Genomic DNA, 24,312 nt, shown 5'->3' on the forward strand with positions numbered 1-24,312 from the left:
TTATAAAATTAGTGCCTTAACGGCAAAAAAACACAAAATCATGAAAATTCTCTTAACAGGTGCAACAGGTTATATCGGGAAGCGACTTTTGCCTTTGTTGGTGGCACAAGGACATGAAATAATCTGTTGTGTAAGAGATAAAAACAGGTTTTATTGTCCAATAGAATTTCAAAAAAGTGTTACCGTAATTGAGGTCGATTTTCTCAAACAAGAAACATTGAAAGCCATTCCAGATGCTATTGATGCTGCTTATTATCTGATGCATTCCATGTCAGGATCTGCTAATAATTTTGATGAATTAGAAAGCGTGTCAGCACTGAATTTTGTGCAACGATTGAATGAAACCGAAGCAAAACAAGTTATTTATTTGAGCGGAATCGTAAATGACAAATCCCTTTCGAAACATTTATCATCCAGGAAAAAAGTAGAAGAAATTTTAAATATTGGAACGTTTGCCACGACAACTTTACGAGCTGGAATTATTGTGGGTTCTGGAAGTGCTTCGTTCGAAATCATTCGGGATTTAGTGAATAAATTGCCCATTATGATAACTCCAAAATGGCTCAACACAAAATGCCAGCCGATTGCAATTCCAGATGTACTTGATTTTTTATCCAAATCCTTATTAAATCCGCTTACCTACAATCAGAGTTTTGACATTGGCGGACCGGATATTTTAACGTACAAAGAAATGCTTTTGGGTTTTGCAGAAGCAAAAAAACTAAAGCGATGGATTTTTACTGTCCCAATAATGACTCCAAAATTATCCTCGTATTGGTTGTATTTTGTAACCTCAACATCGTATAGACTCGCATCAGCATTGGTTAGCAGTATGAAAGTCGAAGTGGTTTGCAGTGATAACAGAATCAATGCTTTATTGAATGTTTCTCCTATGACCTACAAACAAGCGCTTTCCCGTGCTTTGATAAAAGTAGACGAAGACAAAGTAGCTTCGAGCTGGAAAGATTCCTTAATCAGCGGGCGTTTTAGCAGCAATATGTCGGAGTATTTGAAAGTTCCAAAAAAGGATTGCTACATCGACCGCCGTAAAATGGAAATCATAGACCGCGATTTTACCATCAGCAGAGTTTGGTCCATTGGTGGTGATTCGGGTTGGTATTATGGCGATTGGCTTTGGAATTTACGAGGTTTTATAGACAAATTATACGGTGGCGTGGGTTCCCGAAGAGGAAGAACGAACCGACATGACATTCATTCCGGTGATGCCTTAGATTTTTGGCGTGTTTTGTATGCCAATAAAGAAGAGGGAAAGTTAATTTTATTTGCCGAAATGAAATTACCAGGTGAAGCTTGGTTAGAATTCAAAATAATAGGAAATACTTTGTACCAATCCGCAACATTCAGACCAAGAGGAATTTGGGGAAAATTATACTGGTATTCCGTTTTGCCATTTCATGGATTTATTTTCGAGGGAATGCTGAAGAAATTGATCCGTTAGTAAACAAATATCCTTTTCTATACCTGCTTGAAAAAGGAAAATAAAGATTGAACGAATTATGAATCCGTTCAATCTTTATCTTTTTATTTTAAAATTCCGGCTTTGTAAGTCGCAATCGCTCTGTCTCTAGCCATAGCATGTTCTACCATTGGTTTTCCATAACCTAAATCAAATTCTGGAATCCATTTTCGGATGTAGCTTCCTTTTTCGTCAAATTTTTTCTGTTGTATTTCCGGATTGAAAACACGAAAATAAGGAGCGGCGTCACAACCGGTTCCTGCCGCCCATTGCCAGTTTCCTACATTGGCAGACAATTCATAATCCAGTAATTTTTGAGCAAAATAAGCTTCACCCCATTGCCACTGAATCAATAAATGCTTGCAGAGAAAACTCGCCACGACCATTCGGACTCTGTTGTGCATGTATCCGGTTTCATTGAGCTGACGCATTCCGGCATCGACCATAGGATATCCAGTTGTTCCCGAACACCAACGTTTGAAATCATCTTCGTTATTACGCCACTGAATCCCATCATACGCTGATTTGAAGTTTTGTGTTACGACTTTTGGGAAACTGAATAAAATTTGCATGAAGAATTCTCTCCAAATCAATTCACTCAAAAAGACATCATTTTTATGAAATGCCCAATTGACTAATTTCCTAACGCTTACGGTTCCAAAACGCAGATGTGGCGAAAGATATGAGGTTTTGTCCAAGGCTGGAAAATCCCTTATATCGTGATAATTTGCAATGAATTTTAAATTGTACGGCTTTACTTTTATTGGACTTTCTTCGAAACCTATTTGTTCTAATGTTGGAAAAGTAAAACTATTTTTATGGAAATTAGAAAACATATCCGTGGCATCATATTCTGGAACCGGAGCCATTGATTTGTATTTTTCTAACCATTTATTTTTAAAAGGAGTGTAAACCGTGTACGGCAATCCAGCAGCCTTTATGATTTCTTTTTCTTCAAAAATTACTTGGTCTTTAAAAGAATAAGAAATGGTATTGTTGGCTTCCAAAATTTCACAAATAATGGTGTCACGTTGTATGGCGTACGGTTCGTAATCTTTGTTGAAGAAAACTTCTTTGACATCGAATTCTTGAATCAGCGATTGCCAAACGTCAATAGTTTTTCCTTTTTTTACCAAAACAGAACTTCCTGTTTCCTGTAATTGTTGATTTATTTTTGAAAGTGATTCGTAGATGAAACCTACTCGAGCATCGTTTTTTGGTAAACTGTCTAAAATGGAATCATCAAAAATAAACAACGGAATCACTGGATATTTAGACTTCAAAGCTTGAAATAATCCAACGTTATCTTCTAAACGCAAATCGCGTCTGAACCAAAAAAAAGATACTTCTTGTTTCACCATTATTTTGAATTAAACATTTGATCTACCATAACACGTCTGTGATCAAAAATGGCTTTTAATTTATTTTTTACGATAAGTGTGTTCATAATGCGACCAATGAAACCCAAAGGCAGCGCATAATGAACCAAATCAGTCATTTTTACTCCGTTTTCAGTGGCTTCAAAAAAATGTTTGTGATGCCACAATGCATAAGGACCAAAACGTTGTTCGTCGATAAAATAACTATTCTCTTTTACAAATGTAATTTCAGTAACCCAAGGCAATTTTAATCCTAAAAGTGGTGATACTTTGTATTGTATTATTTGCCCTGCGTACATGGATTTATTATCGAAATCTGTGATTTCGAAACCCATTGTTTCCGGTGTAATTTTCTGAAGATTACTTGGACTGGAAAAAAAAGCCCAACATTCTTCTAAACTTGCATTAACATGTTGAATGCTTTCTTTTTTATAGAGTTTCATTTTTACAATTAAATTTTATAGTACTTAAAAGGCACGAATAGCATTCCGAAACACTCTCCTTGTTCCTTACCCAAATGTTTGTGATGTACTTTGTGTGCTTTGCGTAATCCAATCAAATACTTGTTATTGGTGTTTTTGAACCACTTGAAACGTTGGTGGATCAAGACATCATGAATCATGAAATAACAAAATCCGTAAAATGTGGTTCCGAGACCAATAAAAAACAAATAGTTCATTCCGCCTTCAACTCCAAAGTAAAAAAGTAAGATACTGGGTATAGCGAAAATTAGAAAGAAAAAATCATTTCGTTCGAAAACATTGGCGTATTTAGGTTGGTGATGATCGGCATGAAAATACCACATCAAACCGTGCATAATGTACTTATGTGTAAGCCATGTCACACATTCCATGAAAAGGAAAACACCCAAAAAGATTAAAAAAGAAATCATTGTTTTTTTATTTAATTAAAAATATACTTTTCAAAACTGGTATTATTTTATACCAATTTTAATTTATACGTTACAAAAGATTGCGCCAAGAGACCTGCTTTGGTATAATTAGAAACCCGAATCCTTGCATTTCCAATCTCATCGCAAGGTGTGTTTTCTAATTTTTTTAGTAGTTTTTTGTAGTACACAAAGGCGGTGTAAACTCCAAACTTAGCTTCTATTGGCAATTTCACAATTCCTTCATAGGCGACTTTGAAATCTTCTTCGATTTCATTGATGATTGCTGTTTTAGCTTTTTCATCGAATGAATTCAAATCGACTCCCGGGAAATAATTTCGGTTCAATACCAAATTATCATCTTTCAAATCTCTCAAAAAATTAACTTTCTGAAAAGCAGAACCCAATCGCATGGCTTCGTCTTTTAGTTGCTCATATCGTTTATTATCACCGTCAACAAAAACCTTTAGACACATCAATCCAACCACATCTGCAGAGCCATAAATATATTCATCATATTCAGCTTTGCTGTTATAATCGGATTTGATTAAATCTAATTTCATACTTTTCAAAAAAGCCTGAATCAAGTCATCAGTAATGTTATATTTCTTTACCGTTTGCTGAAAAGAGTTCAAGATTGGATTTAAACTTATTCCTCTTTCGATTGCTTTGTAATACTCATCCTCAAACTCCGTGATTAAACTTTCTTTGTCAAAACCGTGAAATGAATCTACAATTTCATCGGCAAAACGAACAAATCCATAAATACTATAAATGGCATCTCTTATACTAGGCGACAACATGTAAACCGCCATAGAAAAAGAGGTGCTATAGTTTTTTGTAACTAGCTTACTACATTTAAAAGATACGTCATCAAATAATTGCTTCATATTATTGCTCTGAAAATTGCTTGTTAATTAATTCTGACACTAATTTTCCTGAAATTAATGCTGGCGGAACACCCGGTCCCGGAACGGTCAATTGACCTGTGAAATATAAATTCTTTACTTTTTTACTTTTTAATTTAGGTCTCAAAAAAGCGGTTTGCAATAACGTATTCGCCATTCCGTATGCATTTCCTTTATAAGAGTTGTACTCCGATACAAAGTCGTTTTTGCAAAATGATTTTTTAAATATAATATTATTTTTCACACTTTGCTGTGTTAACGTTTCAAAACGATCTATTATTTTTTCAAAATATTCTTCTCGTAACGCCTCATTATCAGTGATTCCTGGAGCCAGAGGCACTAAAAAAAAACCGGACTCCATTCCTTTGGGAGCGGCAGTTTTATCTGTCACTGATGGAAAATTGGCATAAAACAACGGTTCTTTTGGCCATTGTGGTTCATCATAAATATCCTTAGCATGCTGATAAAAATCGACATCAAAAAATAATGCGTGATGTGAAATATTATCTATTTTTTTATTGAAACCAACATAAAACAATAATGATGAAGGTGCGAAAACTCGGCTGTCCCAATATTTCTCAGAATACGCACGATGTTCTTGATCCAATAATGTTTCGGTATGATGGTAATCGGCACCACTCAAAATCAAATCGGAAGCAATTGTTTCGCCATTTACAACTAAAGCCTTAGCTGTTTTATTCTCAACAATTATCTTTTCAATATTAGAATTCGTTTTGAATTTGACTCCTAATTCTAATGCTAAACTTTCCATGGCACGAACCACATCAAACATTCCTGTTTTTGGATGCCAGGTTCCAAGACCAAAATCGGCATAATTCATAAAACTGTAAAACGAAGGCGTATCGGATGGTTTTGCACCAAGAAACAAAACTGGAAATTCCAGAATTTGAATCAGCCTTTCATTTTTAAATTTCTTACGTATATCTTTACTGATGTTGCTGAAAAACTGTCCTACTTTTTTAGCCGTTTCAACGGTTATTAACTCCAGTGGAGAAACTCCCGGACGGTATACTAAATTCTTTATGGCAATATCATAATTGCTTTTGGCCTCAGCCATAAAATCATTTAATATTTTTCCACTACCTTTTTCAATCGCTTCAAAAGCAAATATTATATCGGTTAAATTATCCGCAATGGTAATAAAATCATCGATTCCGTAATACACACGATACGCTGGTGATAACTTTATTAACTCGTAATAATCAGAAGTTTTTTTATCAAAATCAGCAAAAAAACGATCGAACACATCTGGCATCCAGTACCAACTTGGTCCCATGTCAAAAGTAAAACCCTCCATTTTTAATTGTCGAGCTCTTCCGCCAATTGTCGCATTTTTTTCATACACGCTAACATCATGACCACTTTGTGCTAAATAGCAGGAAGCAGCAAGCGAAGAAAACCCAGAACCTATAATTGCAACTTTTTTTATTTCTCTCATTTGTTTAGCAAATATACGAAAAGTTTAAACAAAAAATTAAATTTCATCCACTAATTCAGAAATGGAATTGAAAATTGATATTTTATCTGAGAGTCCTTCTTTATTAATAAACTCAACCAAACGTCCAGTATACCATAATTCAGTAGTATCATCCAGTAATTCTTCAGACATTTTTTGGATGTATTCGTCCAAAATATCTCTTTCAGGTTGCACCGTGAGATAGGAAATAAAAATAATGGAGTCAAAATGTTTTTTTAAATCTTTTAAATTACTGATGGGCATACTTTCACCCAGATAGATGGTTTTATAACCCAATAATAAAATTTCATAATTTAAATACATCAACCCAAGTTCATGAATTTCATTCATAGGAAGAGAAAGCACAAAAACTTTATCTTTTTTAGTTTGCTTTAAAACCTGCAATTTCTCAGTATTTATGAGTAATTTTTGTTTGATTAAATAGCTGATAAAATGCTCATGAGCCGGCGTTATGGTATCTGATTGCCATAATAATCCCAGTTCGTTCATCAAAGGAATAAAAACTTGAAGAAATACTTCCTTGAATGATTTGTCAGCAATCAACCAATTGTAAGTATTGAAAAATAATTCTTGGTCAAAATTCATCATCGCCATCTTAAATTCACTCACAGCATGGCTTTTGGCTGTTCTATTCGAAATTATTTCTCGTACAAGAGACGGGATTTTATCTTGAGGATACGTAGCTATTTTTGAAATTTTATATCCATAGTCGTGTAGCAAAGTAATGTTTAATAGTTTTTGCAAACTAGCCAAATCATATAATCGGATATTAGTATCTGTACGCATCGGTTGAAGAATATCATATCTTTTTTCCCAGATTCGTATCGTGTGCGCTTTGATTCCTGAAAGATTTTCAAGATCTTTAATACTAAACACACTTTTTATATTGTTTATCATTTATCTAAATTTAATAAACAAATGTAAAATAAATTTTAATATAAATTTGAAATAATTTGAAAACTATTGTATTATTCTAAAGTGACGTTGTAAAAGGCATTTAATTTGTCTAAATCAAGAATAGTTTTGGAATTATCAGTGCTTCGCGTATACATAGGTTCAAATTTTGCTCCGTAAATAACTTCTTCAAAAGTATACGAAGTACGAATGGCAACGGTATTACTAAACATATCATCAAAGGTTTTTATAAAAACAAGGATTTCACCATGAATATTATCAAAATCTTCTTTGGTTAAGTTATAAAGTGGGCTGTTTTCTGTTATGGGATGCACCAAAGTCCAGCTTAAGGTTAATGCATTTATTCTTTCCAATTCTAATGCTAAAGAATAAAATTTATTAGTCTTTGCACCATTCTCTTCCACACTCATTCCGAGCGTCATTTTAGCTTCGGCATCAGTAAAATTAGTATTTTTAAAAGGTGTAATCCTAATCATTAAACCTTTTGTTTCCCCATAAGGAGCGATCAGGGCATTGTGTGAAAACTTCAAAAAAGCGGTGGGCTTACTGAAACGCCCAAAGAATAAACCGGTCGCAATTGCAAAACTCAACAATCCTATCAATGCCTCTACAGCCGCTAATAAACTGGTTAAAAAACCGGAAGGACTAATGTGCCCATACCCCACTGTTGTAAATGTTTGTGCACTAAAAAAATAGGCCTGACCAAATTTAACCCAATTTGAACCTGAAGAATCAATCCCATTCAAATTTTCGATTCCAATTGCATAGTACAGCAACGCAAATAAAAAATTCATCCCCACATAGAATAAAAGAAGAATTAACATAAATTTCCATCTTGGCAAATCAATCATGGTATGATACCAACTAATGCGATGCAAAAGTTGCATGCCTCGCTTTTCTACATTAGCAGATCCATTTTTATTCACAAAACGTCCACCATAATTATTAGCATTTGTTCCAAAACCAGTATTCGTATCTGCCTTTGCTTTTGAATTTATTTTCTTCATTGCAGTTATTACTATCCATTTGTTGTGAAGTAAAAATAGCAAAAAACATTTTATAAATAAGTAGTGATTTTAGTTTTTAAATAAGTCTTTCCTTAGTCTAAATTGTTTTTTATTATGCTACTTTTTCATTTGTAAAAACCATGTTTTTTAATCGTCCTTAATATTCCTTTTCAATAATTTTTTTAGCATAATTTATAATCTCAACACTAATATATTTTAAAAAAAAATCGCAATCATTTGAAAATCAATATTTATGTGTAATTTTATTCTTTTACATAAAACTCAAAATTATGTATAACGAGATATTAAAAGATAGAATTGAGGCTGGTTTATTGCTTTCGGAGAAACTAAAAAAGTACCAGAATAGCAATACCATAATAATTGCCGTTCCCAAAGGTGGCGTGCCTGTGGGATATGTAATTGCTAAAAACTTACATCTTCCTTTAGATATTGTGCTCTCAAAAAAAATAGGACATCCTAATAATAAAGAATTTGCGATTGGTGCCGTCTCATCAGATTCCATGATTCTTGATGAGCATTCAAATATTCCCAAAAAGTACATTGATGATGAAATTATCCGACTGCGGAAATTAATGAAAGAGAAATACGAGCTCTACGTGGGCAACAGAAAACCGCAGGATATAAAAGGGAAAAATATAATTTTAGTAGATGATGGCATCGCTACAGGAAATACTTTGCTTGCCAGTATCGCAATGTTACGAAAAAAAAAACCTGCAAAAATAATTGTCGCCACGCCTGTAATACCTTATGACACCGTGCCTGTATTTAAAAAAAATACTGATGAGTTTGTCTATTTGATGGCTCCCAAATATTTTAGTGGAGTAAGCGGATTTTACGAAGAATTCAATCAAGTGGAAGATAAGGAAGTGATACAATTGTTGCGTCTTCCCATTAGCACTGAATAATATGATTTTAAGATGCGGTTTTATTTTTAAAATTTGAAATGATGGAGAAATTAGATTTAGATATCCCTTTATCATCTGTAACATTGAAAGGAGATTTGATAATTCCTGAAAATGCAAGAGCAATAGTCATTTTTTCTCACGGAAGTGGCAGTACCAGATTCAGTTCCCGAAACAGAGTGGTAGCCGAGTTGATTCAAAAACAAAAGATAGGCACATTTCTTTTTGACTTACTCACGGAAGAAGAAGATAAACTTTATGAGAATCGATTCAATATTGATTTACTGAGTGACCGATTGATAGAAACGACGCAATGGCTGATGGACTATAAGAACATTAAAGATTTGCCCATAGGTTATTTTGGTGCAAGTACTGGAGCTGCATCGGCATTGCGGGCGGCAGCTTATTTTAAGAAAAAAATAAAAGCGGTAGTTTCCCGTGGCGGACGTCCAGATTTAGCCATTACCGAATTGCCACAGGTAACCGCTCCCACTCTGCTCATTGTAGGCGGTCTTGATGTTGCGGTTATTGGCATGAATAAAATGGCCTACGGTCAATTAGAATCCGTAAAAAAAATAAAAATAATCCCCGGAGCAACACACCTTTTTGAAGAACCTGGAAAATTACTTGAAGTAGCTGATTTAGCAATTGTTTGGTACAAAAGGCATTTGGTAAACAAAAAAGAATAATAACACACATAAAAGTTTAACAATTAAACACAATCACAATGGCAACAGTAAACACGTACATCACCTATAATGGGAATTGCGAAGAAGCGTTCAATTTTTACAAATCAGTTTTTGGCGGTGAATTTTCTTATTTTGGAAAATTTAAGGACATGCCACCGATGGACGGCAAAACTTGTCCTCCTGGAGAAGCAGAAAAAATAATGCATGTATCCTTACCCATTAGTAAAGAAACGGCTATAATGGGAAGTGACAGCTTCGAATCCTTTGGAACCAAAACCATTTATGGGAATAATTTCTCGATTTCCATCAATGCAGAAAGCAAAGAAGAAGCTGACAAATTATTCAATGCGCTTTCAGCAGGCGGAAAAGTGGGAATGCCAATGGAAGATGCGTTTTGGGGTGACTATTTTGGAACTTTTACCGATAAATTCGGGGTCAACTGGATGGTGAATTTTGATAAAAATCAAGCGAAATAAAACACACCTGAAAAAAGTAAAACACGAATTTCACAAATTTACATGAATTAATTCGTGTAAATTTGTGAAATGCGTGTTTAAACATCAAGCCCAATATTTGGGTCTACAATGTAGGATTTCCAGAGATTTTTTCTTAATATTCTTATATTACATCTCATTTACGAAGTTCATTTTCCTGTATCTGAGCAACAGCTTTTTTCAGTACTATATTTATTGATTCAAAAAGGGCTAACATTTGCTCTTTATCTTGCGTTTCCCTAACCAATTTTTCAAGAGTTTTTACATCGTCAATAATGGAATTTATTTTGAAAATTTCTATACTGGGCTTTATTTCATGTATCAATTGCCCCACTTCCATAAAATTATTGTTAATAATTTTATGTTCTATTTTTTCAAGTATAACTGCAGTTTGCTCTACAAAAATTAGCATCATTGAATCTATAAATTTCACATTTCCTTTACTTAAATCATATACTGAATTTAGATTGTATAGTTTATTCGTACTGGCAATCTCTTTCGCATTCACTGACAACGAAGTCGTATTATTTCTGACATGTTTAGCAATAGTTTCAATCATTACTTTCTCATCAAAAGGCTTAGCTATATAGTCATCCATCCCTGCTTCACGGCATTTTTCAATTTCAGATTTAAAAACATTTGCAGTCAGAGCAATAATTGGCGTAGTAAGTTTAAATTCATTTCTTATAATTTTTGTAGCCTCAATACCATCCATTTCCGGCATTTGGATATCCATGAGGATAATATCAAAATCTTGTCTTCTCAAAATTTCGAGCGCTTCAAGTCCGTTTTCTGCTTCGGTTACTTTACAATTGAAATATTGCAAAGAATTTTGGGCTACCAACCTATTTAAATCATTGTCCTCTACCAAAAGGATTGATATATTGTCTATTCGCACTGACTCTTTATCAACATGTATCTTATTTATATTTTTTTCATTGCCTTTATTAAAACTAAGATTAATTCGAATTGTTGTTCCTTTATTTTTTTCACTTTCAACATCAATTCTTCCTTCCATTAATTGAACAAACTCTTTAGTTATAGCCATACCTAAACCCGTACCTCCGTATCTTCTGGTTATTGCTTTGTCTTCTTGAGAAAACTTATTAAAGATAGTATCAACAAATTTTTTATCCATGCCTATTCCTGTATCCGAAATAGAAATACTCACTTCTTGGGAAATATCGGTATCGCTTATGAGTTCACAATTAACAGCTATTTCTCCTTTTTGGGTAAACTTTAAGGCGTTACCAACAAGATTAAACAATATTTGTTCCAATCGTAAGGCATCTCCATTTAACACTTGGTGAATCGCTTTTGAAATATTCGCAGTAAGATTTAATCCTTTTTGTTCTGCTTTAGACTGAAGCACACTGATTACGTTAGTTATAGCATTTTCAAAAACAAAATCTTCATAATCAAGCGACATCTCGCCTGCTTCAATTTTTGAAATATCTAAAATATTATTAATAATGGCTAATAAATGCTTCGAAGCAATGGAACTGTTTTCAATATATTTCTTTTGAAGTTCCGTAAGTTCCTGTTTTTCTAATTCTCTTAAAAATCCAATAATTGCATTAAGCGGTGTTCTTATTTCATGGCTCATATTGGCCAAAAAAGCTTCTTTAGCTTTTGAAGCTTCCTGAGCTTTTATTTTCTCTTTTTCAAGGGCGATTTCCAGCTGTTTTTGTTCGGTTACATCCAAATGGATCCCAATGGAGCCAATTAATTCCCCTTTGTCATCATATTCCGGTGCCCCGCCTATTGCCCACCATCTTGACTCACCACTTTTGTTTTTCACACATAGTTGGTAAACATCAGAAACTCCATTTTCTCTCATTTCCTTTTTGGAATTCATAATCTCAGAATTTTCTTCAGTAGCAAAAACCTCTGATGCATTTTTTCCCAGAAGATCATCCATTTCATAACCGGAAATGGATAAAAAACTCTGATTGGCAAATTGAATGATCTCATCGTTATCAACCACCATTAAACCAAGATTCATATTGGCAATAATATTTCGGTATTTTTCTTCTTGAGATTTTAGATTTTCTTCTGCTTTTTTCCTTTCTGAGATATCCTGAATAAAGGAACAGAAAAATGTTTCGCCATTCTGTTTTATAGGAATTATGGAAATTTCTATGGGAAATTCATTTCCGTTTCTGTTTATGGCCGTAATTTCAAAATGTCTGTTTAAAACAGGGCCGTCACCCGTTTTCATATAGTGCTTCATTCCTCTGTTATGTGCTTCAGCATATTGATGAGGAATAATTATTTCTGATAAATCTTTTCCTAACACTTCCTCTTTCTCCCAACCAAAAATAGTTTCGGCAGGGCTGTTCCAAAAAGTAATAATCCCATTGCTGTCTATCGTTATAATAGCATTTAACGAAGCATTCATGATGAGTCTGCTTCGCTTCTCACTTTGTTCCAAAAGATTCCTATTTTGTATGCTTTGGGTAACATCTACATACCTCCAAAGATGACCTTCAGATTCATTACCTATAGAAATTGGTATATAGTCTCTTTCTAAAAACCGGCCGTCAATCCTCTCCAGAAGTTCATTAGTCACAACCTTTCTTTCGGCTAAAATTTCATTGATTCTGGGACTAAAAGCTTCAGGTTCCTTAAACAAGCTTTTGTACTGTTCTTCTGAGTTGGTACAATCCACCCCAATCATGGTTTCGGGTAGTATTGGAATTGAAAATACATCGCAAAACGATTGATTGGTAAACAATAGTTTTCGGTTTTCATCTTCCATTAAAATCCCTGCCGGAAGATTGGCCAATAATGTTTTTAATAATTCAACCGTTCGTGAGAGCCGATTTTCAGTTTCTTTTCTTTTTCTAATTTGTTCGCTTATATACCTAGAAATAAAGAGTGAATTGTTCTTTTCTTCTTCATTAAAAGTATCGTAATTTTCTTCATCTTCCTGAAGGCTTTCATATAGATTTTTAATGGTGTTCGTCTTTAATTCATCCTCGCTTTTTAAATCTTCATTAACTTCGCGGTATTCTTTTTCGCTTTCTTGAAAAGCGTGATTCATCAAATTTTTATCTCTTTCAAAAGTCAGATAAGAGTCATTAATCGCCTTAAAAAAAGATTTAAACTCATTATTTTCGGCAAATTCAAGAGTCAAGTACTGCTTTATTTGTTTCTGCAAAAGTTTATGAAAACCCATAATTAGTCTATTTCGTTTATACAAGTGATGGTCATTGTCTGGTTATGAAGTTCACAATTTGCTAATGGTTTTAATGGCGAAATTTCTCCATAAGAATAAAAGCCAGTAAGTGTGGTATGGTCTCCAAAAATAGCTTCCACTGCCTCAACTTCTTCCTCAACTCTATTTCCAAGAAGTATTTTTCTGCCAACACAACTGATTAGTATCGCTAATTTAGGCTTGTCTTTGGACATTTCTAAACAAGAAATTGCAGCCTCAGTTGAGGCATCAATTAATTGGTCAAAATTTGCTTTCGCAAACCGGACTTTACTTCCTTCCGGAATGTCTCCTGCAAAAGTCATCGTTTGATTTTCAGCATCAATAGAAAGAATAGCCCTAACAACAGGGTCCTGATCTTCATCTAATTTAATTGATAACGGAAAATGCAGCGCTGACTCTGGTAGTTCATCCGCATATTCCCTTAAATACTTTTTATATATGCCAAGTGCACTTTTATGGTCTATTTCAAATAAAACATTTGCCTTCGCTTTGGTAATAGTCCTTTCTATACCAAAAGCTTCCCAACCTCCTGATGAACCATGAGACAAAACCAATTTATCCCCATAAAAACCTATCGCAATAATATTTCCTGATTCGGGTCTTTGATTTAACCCTACAATTGTTTTTTCAAATTTTGTTCCATCGCCAGCTAAGCCACCTGTTATTAAAACCTCATTATTCTTTAAGAAATTCATTCCTTTTACCAGTTCGCTCCCGTTTACTTTTCCGCCATCGGATAGCACAAAAATGAGTTTTAAATTTTCTTGTGAAAAATTTTGAATAAGTGCTTTACCCGCTTCAAAGCTGGAAGAATAATCATCGATACGAACTTGTGTAGTTTCTAAAGAAGTTGATTTGAATTGAAGGGCAACCAATGAGATTGTGTTGTCTAAAACTTCATTTTTAAAAATTTCTCCAGCAGAGGAACATAATGCAATTTGGGCATTTGGAAATTTAATTTTAATTTCATTAAAGGGATTGTCTTGAGACAGTAACTCCCTTGATCCGAAACCAATTATTAATTGGGCTTCATTGAAATTCATATTCTCATTATTTCTTTCTCTGAAAAAAATATTGTTTTTGTACAATAATGACGCTATTTTCATACCTATTTTTATGTTAGAAAGACTTAGTTAATACCATTTAGAAGAATAACATCTCTATATTTTCAATATGCCAATTATTTATTAATGCGATTTTAAAGATTTTAAAAAAAATAGTCCTAAAAAATGTGAATCTTAAGAGTATACATTGCGCTCTAATCCCAAGCTTAATCCTTTACTAAAATAGTAAAAAAGAATCAATCTCGCTATTTTAAAAAAAGAAAGAAAAAACTTAAAAGTAAATTTACAATTGCCAATTCCTTAAAACGGCATTTTTGGAGTTTGATAAAACAATCGCTTTTTTTCCTAAATTAGTTGAATCAAAATAAATGCTATGAAAAAACTAACCAAAGAAGATATCAGTCAGGAAGTATTTGACTTATACGATGACTACGCCCATAACAAAATTGAAAGAAGACAATTCGTCGAGAAACTATCCTTGTTTGCGGTAGGAACGCTTACGCTTCCGTCACTTCTTAGCTTTATGACACCAAATTACCTGGATTCTATTTTGATTAAACCCGGTGATCCAAGGCTGAAATCAGAATTTATAATCTACGATTCTCCTAAAGGCGGTGGAAAAATCAAAGGCCTTTTATCCCAACCCACAGGAACCAAAAAAAATTATCGGGAATTATTGTTGTACATGAAAACCGTGGACTGAATCCGTATATTGAAGATGTAGGACGAAGAGCTGCCGTGGAAGGATTCATCACTTTGGCACCCGATGCCTTATCTCCACTGGGCGGTTATCCAGGGAATGATGATGCGGGAAGGGAATTACAGAAAAAACGTACCCGTGAAGAAATGCTCGAAGACTTCATTGCAGCTTATGAATACTTAAAATCACACAAAGATTGTAATGGTCATATCGGTGTGGTAGGATTTTGTTTTGGCGGTTGGATTGCCAACATGATGGCGGTCAAAATCCCAGATTTATGCGCCGCAGTTCCCTATTACGGAGGACAACCCACTGCCGAAGAAGCCGAAAAAATAAAAACACCCATTATGGCGCAGTATGCCAGTTTAGATACTCGCGTAAATGAGGGTTGGCCTGCATTTGAAGCTATACTTAAAAAGAACAAAGTAGAACACACCGCTTATTTCTATCCCGGAGTGAATCATGGTTTTCATAACAATACCACGCCCAGATACGATGAAAAAGCCGCAACTTTATCGTGGACAAGAACCATTGATTTTTTCAAGAAGAAATTGAAGAAGAAATAATTTCAGAATTATGTTATGCAAAAGTTCAAATATTTTGTAAACACAAAGCAATAGCGAATTTAGCTACATTTAATAGCTATAAAAAAATGTCTGATAACTTTCAAAAATACGGTGGCCTGTTTCAAGTAGATGTTGAACATTTTGAAGAGTTTTTTTCTCTTTTGAAAAGTATTACGCTTGGAAAATCAGAGTTCTTTTTACAACAGGAAGAGAAATGCCAGTATATTGGTTTTGTAAAAAACGGTACGATGAGAAGTTTTTATAACAATGAAAATGGTAATGACATAAGCTTTATTTTTCATTTTCATAATCAATTCTTTACTGATTATGAAAGTATATTGTGTGACAAAAAATCAAAATTAAACATACAAGCAATTCACAAATCAGAACTTTTGCTTTTACATAAGGATGATTTACAAAAATTATATAACAAAGAAGCTTAATGGCAGGAATTCGGTCGAAAAATGACAGAAAAATTATATCTTGATGCAAAAAAAAGAATCGAAGACTTACTATACTATACCCCTGAAAAACGATATAAGAATCTATTAAAAGAAAACCCATTGGTTTTCCAACAAATCCACCAAAAACACATTGCAAGCTTTTTGGGTATTACGCCACAATCTCTTAGCAGAATAAGAAAACGAATTTCTACTAATTAACTTAAGTGAATGTTTATTGAATTTTAAGTGGATAGCTTTGTGTTATAACAATTTAAAAAATAAAAATTATGGCAACAAAAGACTTGACCATTATTTTGGTCCATGGTGCTTGGGGCGATGGCTCCCATTGGCAACACGTAATTCCTGCATTGGTAAAAGAAGGTTATAAAGTACGTAGCGTTCAAAATCCTTTAACCTCATTGCAAGATGACATCAACAAAACAAACGATTTAATTGATGCACAAGACGAAAAAGTCCTATTGGTGGGACATTCTTACGGAGGAGCAGTAATTTCAGGAGCAGGAAACCACGACAAAGTTGTCGGCTTGGTATTCATTGCTGGATTTGCACCCGATGCAGGTGACAGTTTAGGCGCACTTTTAGGTCGACGAGCTTCCTCGGGAGGAGCCAGTATTTACCCCGATGCTAAAGGATTTTTATGGATTAAATATGATGAATATCACAAAAATTTCTGCCAAGACTTAAATGAAGAAGACACCTTGGTAATGTCTTTAGCGCAAAGACCAATCCACAGCCAATGCTTTGGCGACATAGCAGGTACACCAGCGTGGAAAACAAAACCGAGTTGGTATCAAATTTCCAATCAAGACAATATGATACCACCAGTAACTCAGAAAGAAATGGCAGAAAGAATGAATCCTAAAAAAATCATTAATCTTGACGCAGGACACGCCTCTTTGGCATCTCACCCAAAAGAAGTAACAGCGCTGATTTTGGAAGCGGCATCAACATTTGAATAAAACATACCGCTAATAGGGGTTTACAATAGTAGAGAAACAGTGCTTAATTGGACATTTATGCATATTTGCATCAGTGTTTAATAATTCTCTACCATCGCAAAGCACTGACCCTGCTGGTGCGAGCGTCCCACCCCGCTCTACGAAGAGTTAGTCTGTATGCGCTGGGCAAACGTCTCCGACTTTGACCCCGTAACTATAAGCAAATAAAACACTATCCCACAAAAAAGCCCCAAACGGGGCTTTTTACATATACTAAATTCAAGTATTATTTACTCAAATACATTTTTCTTCTAGAGTACAATTCGTAGAACTGATCGTCCTTCAAATCATCAATAAACAAGATGCTTTCTCCTGTTGATTTCATTTCCGGTCCTAATGCTTTATTTACATTATGGAACTTACTGAAAGAGAAAACCGGTTGCTTGATGGCATATCCTTTCAACTGTGGGTTGAAAGTAAAGTCGGTTACTTTATTGTGGCCTAACATTACTTTAGTCGCATAATTCACATACGGTTCTCCGTAAGCTTTCGCAATAAAAGGAACCGTACGAGAGGCTCTAGGATTCGCTTCAATAATATAAACGATATCATCTTTAATCGCAAACTGAATATTTATTAAACCAACCGTTCTCAAAGCCAACGCAATATTCTTGGTATGGTCTTTTATTTGTTGCATGACAAACTCCCCTAAGTTAAATGGTGGCAAAGTCGCGTTACTATCTCCAGAGTGTACTCCGCAAGGTTCGATATGCTCCATAATTCCTATGATGTACACATTTTCGCCATCGCAAATTGCATCGGCTTCGGCTTCTATTGCACCATCTAAATAATGGTCTAAAAGCAATTTATTTCCTGGAATCGTTTTCAATAAATTGATTACGTGTTCTTCTAATTCTTGTTTGTTGATTACAATTTTCATTCCCTGACCACCCAACACGTACGAAGGACGAATCAATAATGGAAAGTCTAAAACATCTGCTAAAGCCGAAGCTTCGTCAGCCGTTTCGGCGATACCAAATTGTGGGAAAGGGATTTTCAAATCGGTTAAAAGTTCAGAGAAACGTCCTCTGTCTTCGGCTAAATCCAAAGCATCAAAACTCGTTCCTATAATTTTAATACCGTATTTAGACAATTTTTCAGCCAATTTAAGAGCCGTTTGCCCTCCTAATTGCACGATAACACCTTCTGGTTTCTCATGTTGGATAATATCGTAAATATGTTCCCAGAAAACCGGTTCGAAATATAATTTATCGGCTGTATCAAAATCAGTCGAAACCGTTTCCGGATTACAGTTGATCATGATGGTTTCGTAGCCACATTCTTTGGCGGCAAGCACACCGTGAACACAAGAATAATCAAATTCGATTCCTTGTCCAATTCTATTTGGGCCTGACCCAAGAACAATTATTTTCTTTTTATCAGTAACTATACTTTCGTTGTCAACGTAACGTGTTCCGTCCGCTTTTTCTATTTCGGCTTCAAAAGTCGAATAGTAATAAGGCGTTTTTGCTTTGAACTCCGCCGCACAAGTATCCACTAATTTGAATACACGATTGATGTTCATTGTAGTACGCAACGTATGCACTTGGCTTTCCAAGCAACCTACCATGTGCGCGATTTGTCTGTCTGCAAAACCTTTTTGTTTCGCTTCCAACAATAATTCTCTTGGCAAAGAATCTACTTTATAGTTTGAAATTTCTTTTTCTAACGTATAAAGTTCTTCGTATTGTTTCAAGAACCACATATCGATTTTGGTAATTTCATGAATGCGACTCAACGGAATTCCCATCGCGATAGCATCATAAATTACAAAAACACGATCCCAACTCGCAAAAGTAAGTTTCTCGATAATCTGCTCGTAGTTAGTGTATCCTTTTCCATCAGCACCTAATCCATTCCTTTTGATTTCCAATGATTGAGTGGCTTTGTGCAACGCTTCCTGGAACGAACGTCCAATTCCCATTACCTCTCCAACGGATTTCATTTGAAGTCCCAATGTTCTGTCAGCTCCTTCAAATTTATCAAAGTTCCAACGTGGAATTTTCACAATCACATAATCCAAAGTTGGTTCGAATAAAGCCGAAGTCGATTTGGTGATTTGATTTTGTAATTCGTCTAAGTTATATCCCAAAGCCAGTTTGGAAGCAATTTTTGCAATAGGATAACCCGTTGCTTTTGATGCCAAAGCGGATGAACGAGATACACGAGGATTGATTTCAATCGCTACTATATCTTCTTTATCGTCAGGTGAAACGGCAAACTGCACATTACAACCTCCGGCAAAGTTTCCGATGCTGCGCATCATCAAGATTGCCATATCACGCATTTTTTGAAAAGTCGTATCAGACAAAGTCATCGCAGGCGCAACCGTGATTGAATCTCCCGTATGAATTCCCATTGGGTCCATATTTTCGATAGAACAGATAATTACAACATTATCGTTTTTATCTCTCAAAAGTTCCAATTCATATTCTTTCCAACCCATTAAAGCTTTATCAATTAAAACTTCGTGAATTGGTGATGCTTCTAAACCTCTGGTTAAAAGTTCATCAAAATCTTCTTTTTTATAGACAATAGCAGCTCCGGTTCCTCCAAGTGTAAACGAAGGACGAATTACTAATGGAAAACCAAATTCCTGAGCAATTTCTTTTCCCCTAAGATATGAAGTACATATTTCTGCAGGTGCAGAAGGCACCCCAATTTTTTTAAGCAATTGTTTGAACTGTTCTCTGTCTTCCGTAATATTAATGGCATTGACATCAACACCTATCAACTTTACTCCGAAATCCTGCCAAATTCCTTTTTCATCTGCTTCCAGACACAAGTTTAAAGCGGTTTGTCCTCCCATGGTAGGTAAAACTGCATCAATTTGCGGATGGGCTTTAAGGATTTCGATAATTGATTTCGTCGTTAATGGCTTCAAATAAACATGATCGGCCATGGTTGGGTCGGTCATAATTGTTGCCGGATTGGAGTTTATCAAAATAACTTCAATTCCTTCTTCACGAATAGAACGGGCAGATTGAGAACCTGCATAATCAAATTCGCACGCTTGACCAATAACAATAGGACCTGAACCTATTATTAAAACTGATTTTATGGATGTATCTTTTGGCATTGTATGGTATTATTGTGTTGTGTAGTTGTTGTTTTCAAAAGATTAAAGTTACTGAACTCAAACCCTTTAACTGTAAATCTTAAACTTTTTTTAACGAATAGGTATAAAAAAAGGCGATACTAAAAAAAGTAACGCCTTATTTATGTTTATAGAAACATTATTTTTTGTGTCTTGGTTCGCAAGAAACAGTCAATTTATGTCTTCCTTTAGCTCTTCTACGCGCAAGAACTTTTCTTCCATTAGCAGAAGCCATTCTGTCCATAAATCCGTGCTTATTTCTTCTTTTTCTTTTCGATGGTTGAAACGTTCTTTTGCTCATTGCTTTGTATCTTTAAAATCTTATTTATATGTCTTCCTATTTTTGAATAACTGTTATTCTAAAACCGAGTGCAAATATACAAAGACTTTTTTTTCTCACAAGCAGTTTTGTAAAAATATTTTCAATTCATTTTACTATATTTGTGATCTTAAAATAATCACACTATGTTTCACAGAAATATTAAACTTATTATCGCCGGACTAATTATCATTACTGGCATTTGGCAATTTACAGAAAGTAATATCGGTAATGGAATTTTCCTTATATTATTGAGTGCATTTCCTATTTTCCTTTACTTTAAAAACGAATTCATCTTATTAGCCTTCTTAAAACTAAGAAAACAAGATTTTGAAGGCGCTAAAAAATGGTTGGCTTACATCAAAAACCCAGAAACAGCTTTGGTACAAAAACAACAAGGATACTTTAATTACCTGCATGGAATCATGCTTTCGCAAACAAATATCAATCAAGCGGAGAAATATTTCAAAAAAGCAATTGAGTTAGGATTATCAATGGATATGGATTTGGCTGTAGCCAAATTGAATTTAGCCGGAGTTGCAATGACACGCAGAAGGAAATTAGAGGCTACTACCTTATTGAATGAAGCTAAAAAATTAGACAAACAAAATATGTTGAAAGAACAGATTGTGATGATGAAAGAACAAATGAAGAAAATATAATTTTTATAATTATCGAAAAAGGGGCAAATGATACACATTTGTCCCTTTTTTTATTTGGTTCCTATTCTACTTTTCGCAAGAACAGAACTACTTCACATTTTTAAAATCAACCCTATAAGAAATATAAGTTCATTTAAGCAATTGCTGATTTTAGTTTTTACGTGACTTATATTTCCTTATATGACTGTCCTGCTAAACAGACCATGATTATTTTTTTACTATCATCAACAATGAGATTAAGAGTCAATTTTTTCAACAAATTCTTAAAAAAATCACTGAATGTCGTGAATGCCGCTTGATATCTTTATTTCTTGTTTAAAAAAAAATCTCATTCTTAAAACAGAACAAAGCCAGCATCTCTTAACCTCTAAACCTCACTGCTTAAGAATTACAATGTTTTCTTTGTTAAATTCAACATTTACAGGTCTTTACAAAGCACTTTTGTAAGTTTGAATTTTAATACAGAGATTGAAATATTTTTTTTGGCATTCGTAACGGACAGTCATATTTCCTTAAATGCCATATATGGTTCAAAAAATCAGTTAATACCCATTCAAAGGAATCTCGATTTGGTATTTTTTACCGGTATCATTTATTAATTTAGTTTCCCTGAGCCAAGGATTGTGAATTTTCAAAATCTTATAGTTAATCCCTTCACTTTTAGCAAAATCAGCCAAATCTGTAATTGTACTATCAATTTCAATTTTTCGAGTTGGCAAAATTCCATATAAATCTTCCGGAGCAATGGTAAATCCATATTTCACAGGATTCGTCATGATTTCTTTCAAAGCTAAAATCCTGAAAACATAGCGAGACGTTTCTTCGGTAAGCAACAAATCATAATAATTAGATACTTTTTGGATGCCAATTTGTTTATTCACACCTGTCATTCCTCCGTTATAAGAAGCTGCCGCCAAGGTCCAGCTTCCAAATTTTCCTTTGGCACTCAAAAAATAACTGCAAGCCGCATGCGTTGATTTTTCTAAATCATAGCGCTGATCCACATTTTCATTGACTTCCATTCCGCGCTCCTTGGCTGTATCAGGCATGAATTGCCAAATTCCTCTTGCTCCTGCTGGCGAAACCACATTTACTAATCCACTTTCTATAACTGCCAGATATTTAAAATCATCCGGAATACCGTTCTTTTTTAAAATAGGCTCAATTACAGGAAAAGCACGATTCGCTCTTTTTATAGCTAAAATAGTGGACGCATGCAGATTTACATTTACCAACAACTCTCTGTCCAAACGCTCTTTTACATCCGATATTTTCAAGGGAGTTTCTTCACCTGCAAAATCCAATTTTACAGGAAAATCACTAGCAATTTCTTTTGCTACCTCTTTTTCTTCGTTCGGATTTTTAGCAGCAAAAATAAATACACCGCTCGCAAAAATCACGGTAAGGACCAAGGCAACTTTATTAATTAATTTCATTTTTTCTTTTTTATGCCTTTCATATAGTTATAAAAGTGCGTTTACTGTTTTTCTGTTCCCAATATAATGGAAGGTAAATTTTCATTCAACCATTTGTATTTGTTCAAAATCATTATATGCGTCCCTCCTTTTACAACGACACAATTCTTGATATATTTTATAGGAAAAACATCATCCATATCTCCATGAATGTGGATTACTTTTTCATCTGCAGCAGTTCTGTTCCATAAAATCACCTGCTCCACCGCCCAATTCAAATAACGAATATCTCGAACCGAGAGAAATTTCTCGTAAAGCTTAAGTCTTTGATTTACTTTTTCGCCAAAGGAAAACTTAGCAAGACTCTCAATATTTGCAATCAGATTCATGGGAATTAATTTATAGGCTTTGGTAGTTTTAGCAATTTTCATTCTTCTGGGAAATTCCACATTACTTTTGACACTCGAAATGATAATAACTTTCCTAGCTTCAACATATTTAGCCATTTCCTGTACCAAAATACCTCCAAACGAAACTCCGATTAAAACGGGATTAGCATGTTTAATTTTAACTGTAAGTCTCTTCGCATAATCCGCTAAAGACTCTTTATCAAGAGGAATTTCCCATTCCAAAAGATGAATTTCAAAAGCATCCTCCGGAAGCGCAATTCGCTCAAAAATGGCAGTACTTGCCGCTAATCCTGGCATTAAATAAACTGGGATTTTACTCATGATTGTTTTAACTATTTTTCAATAACGTCCGATTTATTATCTCTATTTTTTTATAAAATTAATTTTTTAATTGAAATCAAGCTGATTTACTACTTTATATTATCAATAATTTATGACTGCAAAACTATTTTGAATAGAATTCAAAAATAAAGCTAATTTTGGTTAACTTAAAATTACGATTATAAGCATTGACTGACAAAGAAGGAGCTGCACCAAGATACGCCAAGAAATCATTTGATATTGAGAATCAAATCAATACCTTTGTAAATATCGTTTCGCCAAAAGACAGTAATGACGAAAATGCGCTTTGGATTTACCAGAAAACTTTTTTTTATTTAGGTATTTTCGATAGCAATTCACTCGACATATGAAGCTAAAATTCCTCAAAACGGAGTTTATTTATTTTTTAATTGATAGCGAAATAGAAGTTAATAGTCAAATTTGAAGGTAAGAGATACCATGGGAATAACTCATCTCGGTCTATTCGAGATCAAGATTAGCACCAAATTAAAAATACTATTGGCAGAAACACCAATGAATCAAAGTTAATTATTATGGAAGCAGGAATCATTATGGAAATCAAAGACAATACTTTTTCAAGACAATTTGAAACTATGGTAGACGAAGGATTAGTTTCTGTCGAATATTCATTTCAGGAGAAAAAAATATTTTTAACAAAAATAAATGTGCCCGAAACATTTGAAAACGAAGAATTCATTTCTAATTTCCTAAAAAATATCATGGAGATTGCCATTGAACGAAAATTAAAAGTGGTACCTATTCTTCCTAAAATAGTAGTTTTTTTTAAAAAAAATCCTGTTTACAAAGAGTTACTTCCTCCCGGAATACGATTATAAAAAAAGGGCCTGTTTTACTAAAGAACAGTCCCTTTGAAAA

General features: G+C 34.2%; 23 protein-coding genes and 1 pseudogene. 11 read left to right on the forward strand and 13 right to left on the reverse strand.

Going from position 1 to position 24,312, the window contains the following annotated elements; all coding sequences use genetic code 11:
* Positions 1-40: 40 nt before the first annotated feature.
* Positions 41-1,459, forward strand: a complete 1,419-nt coding sequence (locus E0H99_RS06645) for an SDR family oxidoreductase (protein ID WP_131992801.1) — start codon at positions 41-43, stop codon at positions 1,457-1,459.
* 83 nt (positions 1,460-1,542) lie between these two features.
* Here the strand turns inward: E0H99_RS06645 and E0H99_RS06650 are convergent, their stop codons facing one another.
* The 7 genes from E0H99_RS06650 to E0H99_RS06680 all read right to left on the reverse strand — a co-directional run bounded on the left by E0H99_RS06650 (position 1,543) and on the right by E0H99_RS06680 (position 8,073).
* Positions 1,543-2,838: a cryptochrome/photolyase family protein gene (locus tag E0H99_RS06650; RefSeq protein WP_131992804.1), complete on the reverse strand. Its 1,296-nt coding sequence runs from the start codon at positions 2,836-2,838 to the stop codon at positions 1,543-1,545.
* Positions 2,838-3,299, reverse strand: coding sequence for an SRPBCC family protein (locus E0H99_RS06655; protein WP_131992807.1), 462 nt, complete (start codon positions 3,297-3,299; stop codon positions 2,838-2,840). Before E0H99_RS06655 ends, E0H99_RS06650 begins: the two co-directional genes overlap by 1 nt.
* Before the next feature lie 8 nt (positions 3,300-3,307).
* Complete coding sequence (locus E0H99_RS06660) at positions 3,308-3,748, reverse strand: sterol desaturase family protein (protein ID WP_131992810.1); 441 nt, start codon at positions 3,746-3,748, stop codon at positions 3,308-3,310.
* Between the two features lie 47 nt (positions 3,749-3,795).
* Complete coding sequence (locus E0H99_RS06665; RefSeq protein ID WP_131992813.1) at positions 3,796-4,635, reverse strand: phytoene/squalene synthase family protein; 840 nt, start codon at positions 4,633-4,635, stop codon at positions 3,796-3,798.
* Between the two features lies 1 nt (position 4,636).
* A complete protein-coding gene (locus E0H99_RS06670; RefSeq protein ID WP_131992816.1) occupies positions 4,637-6,112 on the reverse strand; it encodes a phytoene desaturase family protein in 1,476 nt (491 codons plus the stop codon).
* A 36-nt stretch (positions 6,113-6,148) separates the two neighbouring features.
* Entirely contained in the window at positions 6,149-7,048 is a 900-nt protein-coding gene (locus tag E0H99_RS06675) for a MerR family transcriptional regulator (RefSeq protein ID WP_165930266.1), read from the reverse strand.
* A gap of 71 nt (positions 7,049-7,119) precedes the next feature.
* Positions 7,120-8,073, reverse strand: coding sequence for an ion channel (locus E0H99_RS06680; protein ID WP_394346067.1), 954 nt, complete (start codon positions 8,071-8,073; stop codon positions 7,120-7,122).
* Between the two features lie 290 nt (positions 8,074-8,363).
* Between E0H99_RS06680 and E0H99_RS06685 the strand changes: the two genes are divergently transcribed.
* Genes E0H99_RS06685 through E0H99_RS06695 form a run of 3 tightly spaced genes read left to right on the forward strand, consistent with a single transcriptional unit; the run spans position 8,364 to position 10,161 of the window.
* A complete protein-coding gene (locus tag E0H99_RS06685; protein ID WP_131992819.1) occupies positions 8,364-8,999 on the forward strand; it encodes a phosphoribosyltransferase in 636 nt (211 codons plus the stop codon).
* A 38-nt stretch (positions 9,000-9,037) separates the two neighbouring features.
* Positions 9,038-9,685, forward strand: a complete 648-nt coding sequence (locus tag E0H99_RS06690; protein WP_235832126.1) for a dienelactone hydrolase family protein — start codon at positions 9,038-9,040, stop codon at positions 9,683-9,685.
* 38 nt (positions 9,686-9,723) lie between these two features.
* On the forward strand, positions 9,724-10,161 hold the full coding sequence (locus tag E0H99_RS06695; RefSeq protein ID WP_131992822.1) for a VOC family protein: 438 nt from the start codon (positions 9,724-9,726) through the stop codon (positions 10,159-10,161).
* Positions 10,162-10,315: 154 nt separating this feature from the next.
* Here the strand turns inward: E0H99_RS06695 and E0H99_RS06700 are convergent, their stop codons facing one another.
* Both E0H99_RS06700 and E0H99_RS06705 read right to left on the reverse strand, forming a co-directional pair.
* Positions 10,316-13,360: a PAS domain-containing hybrid sensor histidine kinase/response regulator gene (locus E0H99_RS06700; protein ID WP_131992825.1), complete on the reverse strand. Its 3,045-nt coding sequence runs from the start codon at positions 13,358-13,360 to the stop codon at positions 10,316-10,318.
* A gap of 2 nt (positions 13,361-13,362) precedes the next feature.
* Positions 13,363-14,505 (reverse strand): FIST signal transduction protein, encoded by a 1,143-nt coding sequence (locus tag E0H99_RS06705; protein ID WP_131992828.1) that lies wholly within the window; start codon positions 14,503-14,505, stop codon positions 13,363-13,365.
* Between the two features lie 331 nt (positions 14,506-14,836).
* Here E0H99_RS06705 and E0H99_RS06710 point away from each other — a divergent pair.
* From E0H99_RS06710 to E0H99_RS06720, 4 genes and pseudogenes are all read left to right on the forward strand, one after another.
* A pseudogene (locus E0H99_RS06710) lies at positions 14,837-15,729 on the forward strand (dienelactone hydrolase family protein).
* 86 nt (positions 15,730-15,815) lie between these two features.
* A complete protein-coding gene (locus E0H99_RS17405) occupies positions 15,816-16,172 on the forward strand; it encodes a Crp/Fnr family transcriptional regulator (protein WP_240723453.1) in 357 nt (118 codons plus the stop codon).
* Between the two features lie 21 nt (positions 16,173-16,193).
* A complete protein-coding gene (locus E0H99_RS17410; RefSeq protein ID WP_240723454.1) occupies positions 16,194-16,391 on the forward strand; it encodes a hypothetical protein in 198 nt (65 codons plus the stop codon).
* 68 nt (positions 16,392-16,459) lie between these two features.
* Positions 16,460-17,152: an alpha/beta hydrolase gene (locus E0H99_RS06720; protein WP_131992831.1), complete on the forward strand. Its 693-nt coding sequence runs from the start codon at positions 16,460-16,462 to the stop codon at positions 17,150-17,152.
* Positions 17,153-17,417: 265 nt separating this feature from the next.
* On the opposite strand, the gene carB is transcribed toward E0H99_RS06720, so the two are convergent.
* Together carB and rpmH are read right to left on the reverse strand one after the other, a co-directional pair.
* Positions 17,418-20,270 carry a carbamoyl-phosphate synthase large subunit gene (gene carB / locus E0H99_RS06725; protein WP_131992834.1) on the reverse strand — a complete coding sequence of 951 codons (2,853 nt, stop codon included), beginning with the start codon at positions 20,268-20,270 and terminating at the stop codon, positions 17,418-17,420.
* A gap of 157 nt (positions 20,271-20,427) precedes the next feature.
* Complete coding sequence (rpmH, locus tag E0H99_RS06730) at positions 20,428-20,589, reverse strand: 50S ribosomal protein L34 (protein WP_007136275.1); 162 nt, start codon at positions 20,587-20,589, stop codon at positions 20,428-20,430.
* 164 nt (positions 20,590-20,753) lie between these two features.
* Here rpmH and E0H99_RS06735 point away from each other — a divergent pair, with 164 nt between their 5' ends.
* The gene (locus tag E0H99_RS06735) at positions 20,754-21,269 is read left to right on the forward strand and encodes a DUF2892 domain-containing protein (protein ID WP_131992837.1); all 516 of its coding nucleotides are present in this window, start codon (positions 20,754-20,756) and stop codon (positions 21,267-21,269) included.
* 542 nt (positions 21,270-21,811) lie between these two features.
* Here the strand turns inward: E0H99_RS06735 and E0H99_RS06740 are convergent.
* Together E0H99_RS06740 and E0H99_RS06745 are read right to left on the reverse strand one after the other, a co-directional pair.
* Positions 21,812-22,705, reverse strand: a complete 894-nt coding sequence (locus tag E0H99_RS06740; RefSeq protein ID WP_131992839.1) for a lytic transglycosylase domain-containing protein — start codon at positions 22,703-22,705, stop codon at positions 21,812-21,814.
* Positions 22,706-22,746: 41 nt separating this feature from the next.
* Complete coding sequence (locus tag E0H99_RS06745) at positions 22,747-23,415, reverse strand: alpha/beta hydrolase (RefSeq protein ID WP_131992842.1); 669 nt, start codon at positions 23,413-23,415, stop codon at positions 22,747-22,749.
* A 188-nt stretch (positions 23,416-23,603) separates the two neighbouring features.
* Here E0H99_RS06745 and E0H99_RS06750 point away from each other — a divergent pair, with 188 nt between their 5' ends.
* Positions 23,604-23,786 (forward strand): hypothetical protein, encoded by a 183-nt coding sequence (locus E0H99_RS06750; RefSeq protein ID WP_131992845.1) that lies wholly within the window; start codon positions 23,604-23,606, stop codon positions 23,784-23,786.
* 201 nt (positions 23,787-23,987) lie between these two features.
* On the forward strand, positions 23,988-24,272 hold the full coding sequence (locus E0H99_RS06755; RefSeq protein WP_131993589.1) for a GNAT family N-acetyltransferase: 285 nt from the start codon (positions 23,988-23,990) through the stop codon (positions 24,270-24,272).
* Positions 24,273-24,312 lie beyond the last annotated feature (40 nt).

The sequence above is a fragment of the Flavobacterium sp. GT3P67 genome (assembly GCF_004349155.1).
Classification (GTDB): Bacteria; Bacteroidota; Bacteroidia; order Flavobacteriales; family Flavobacteriaceae; genus Flavobacterium; species Flavobacterium ranwuense.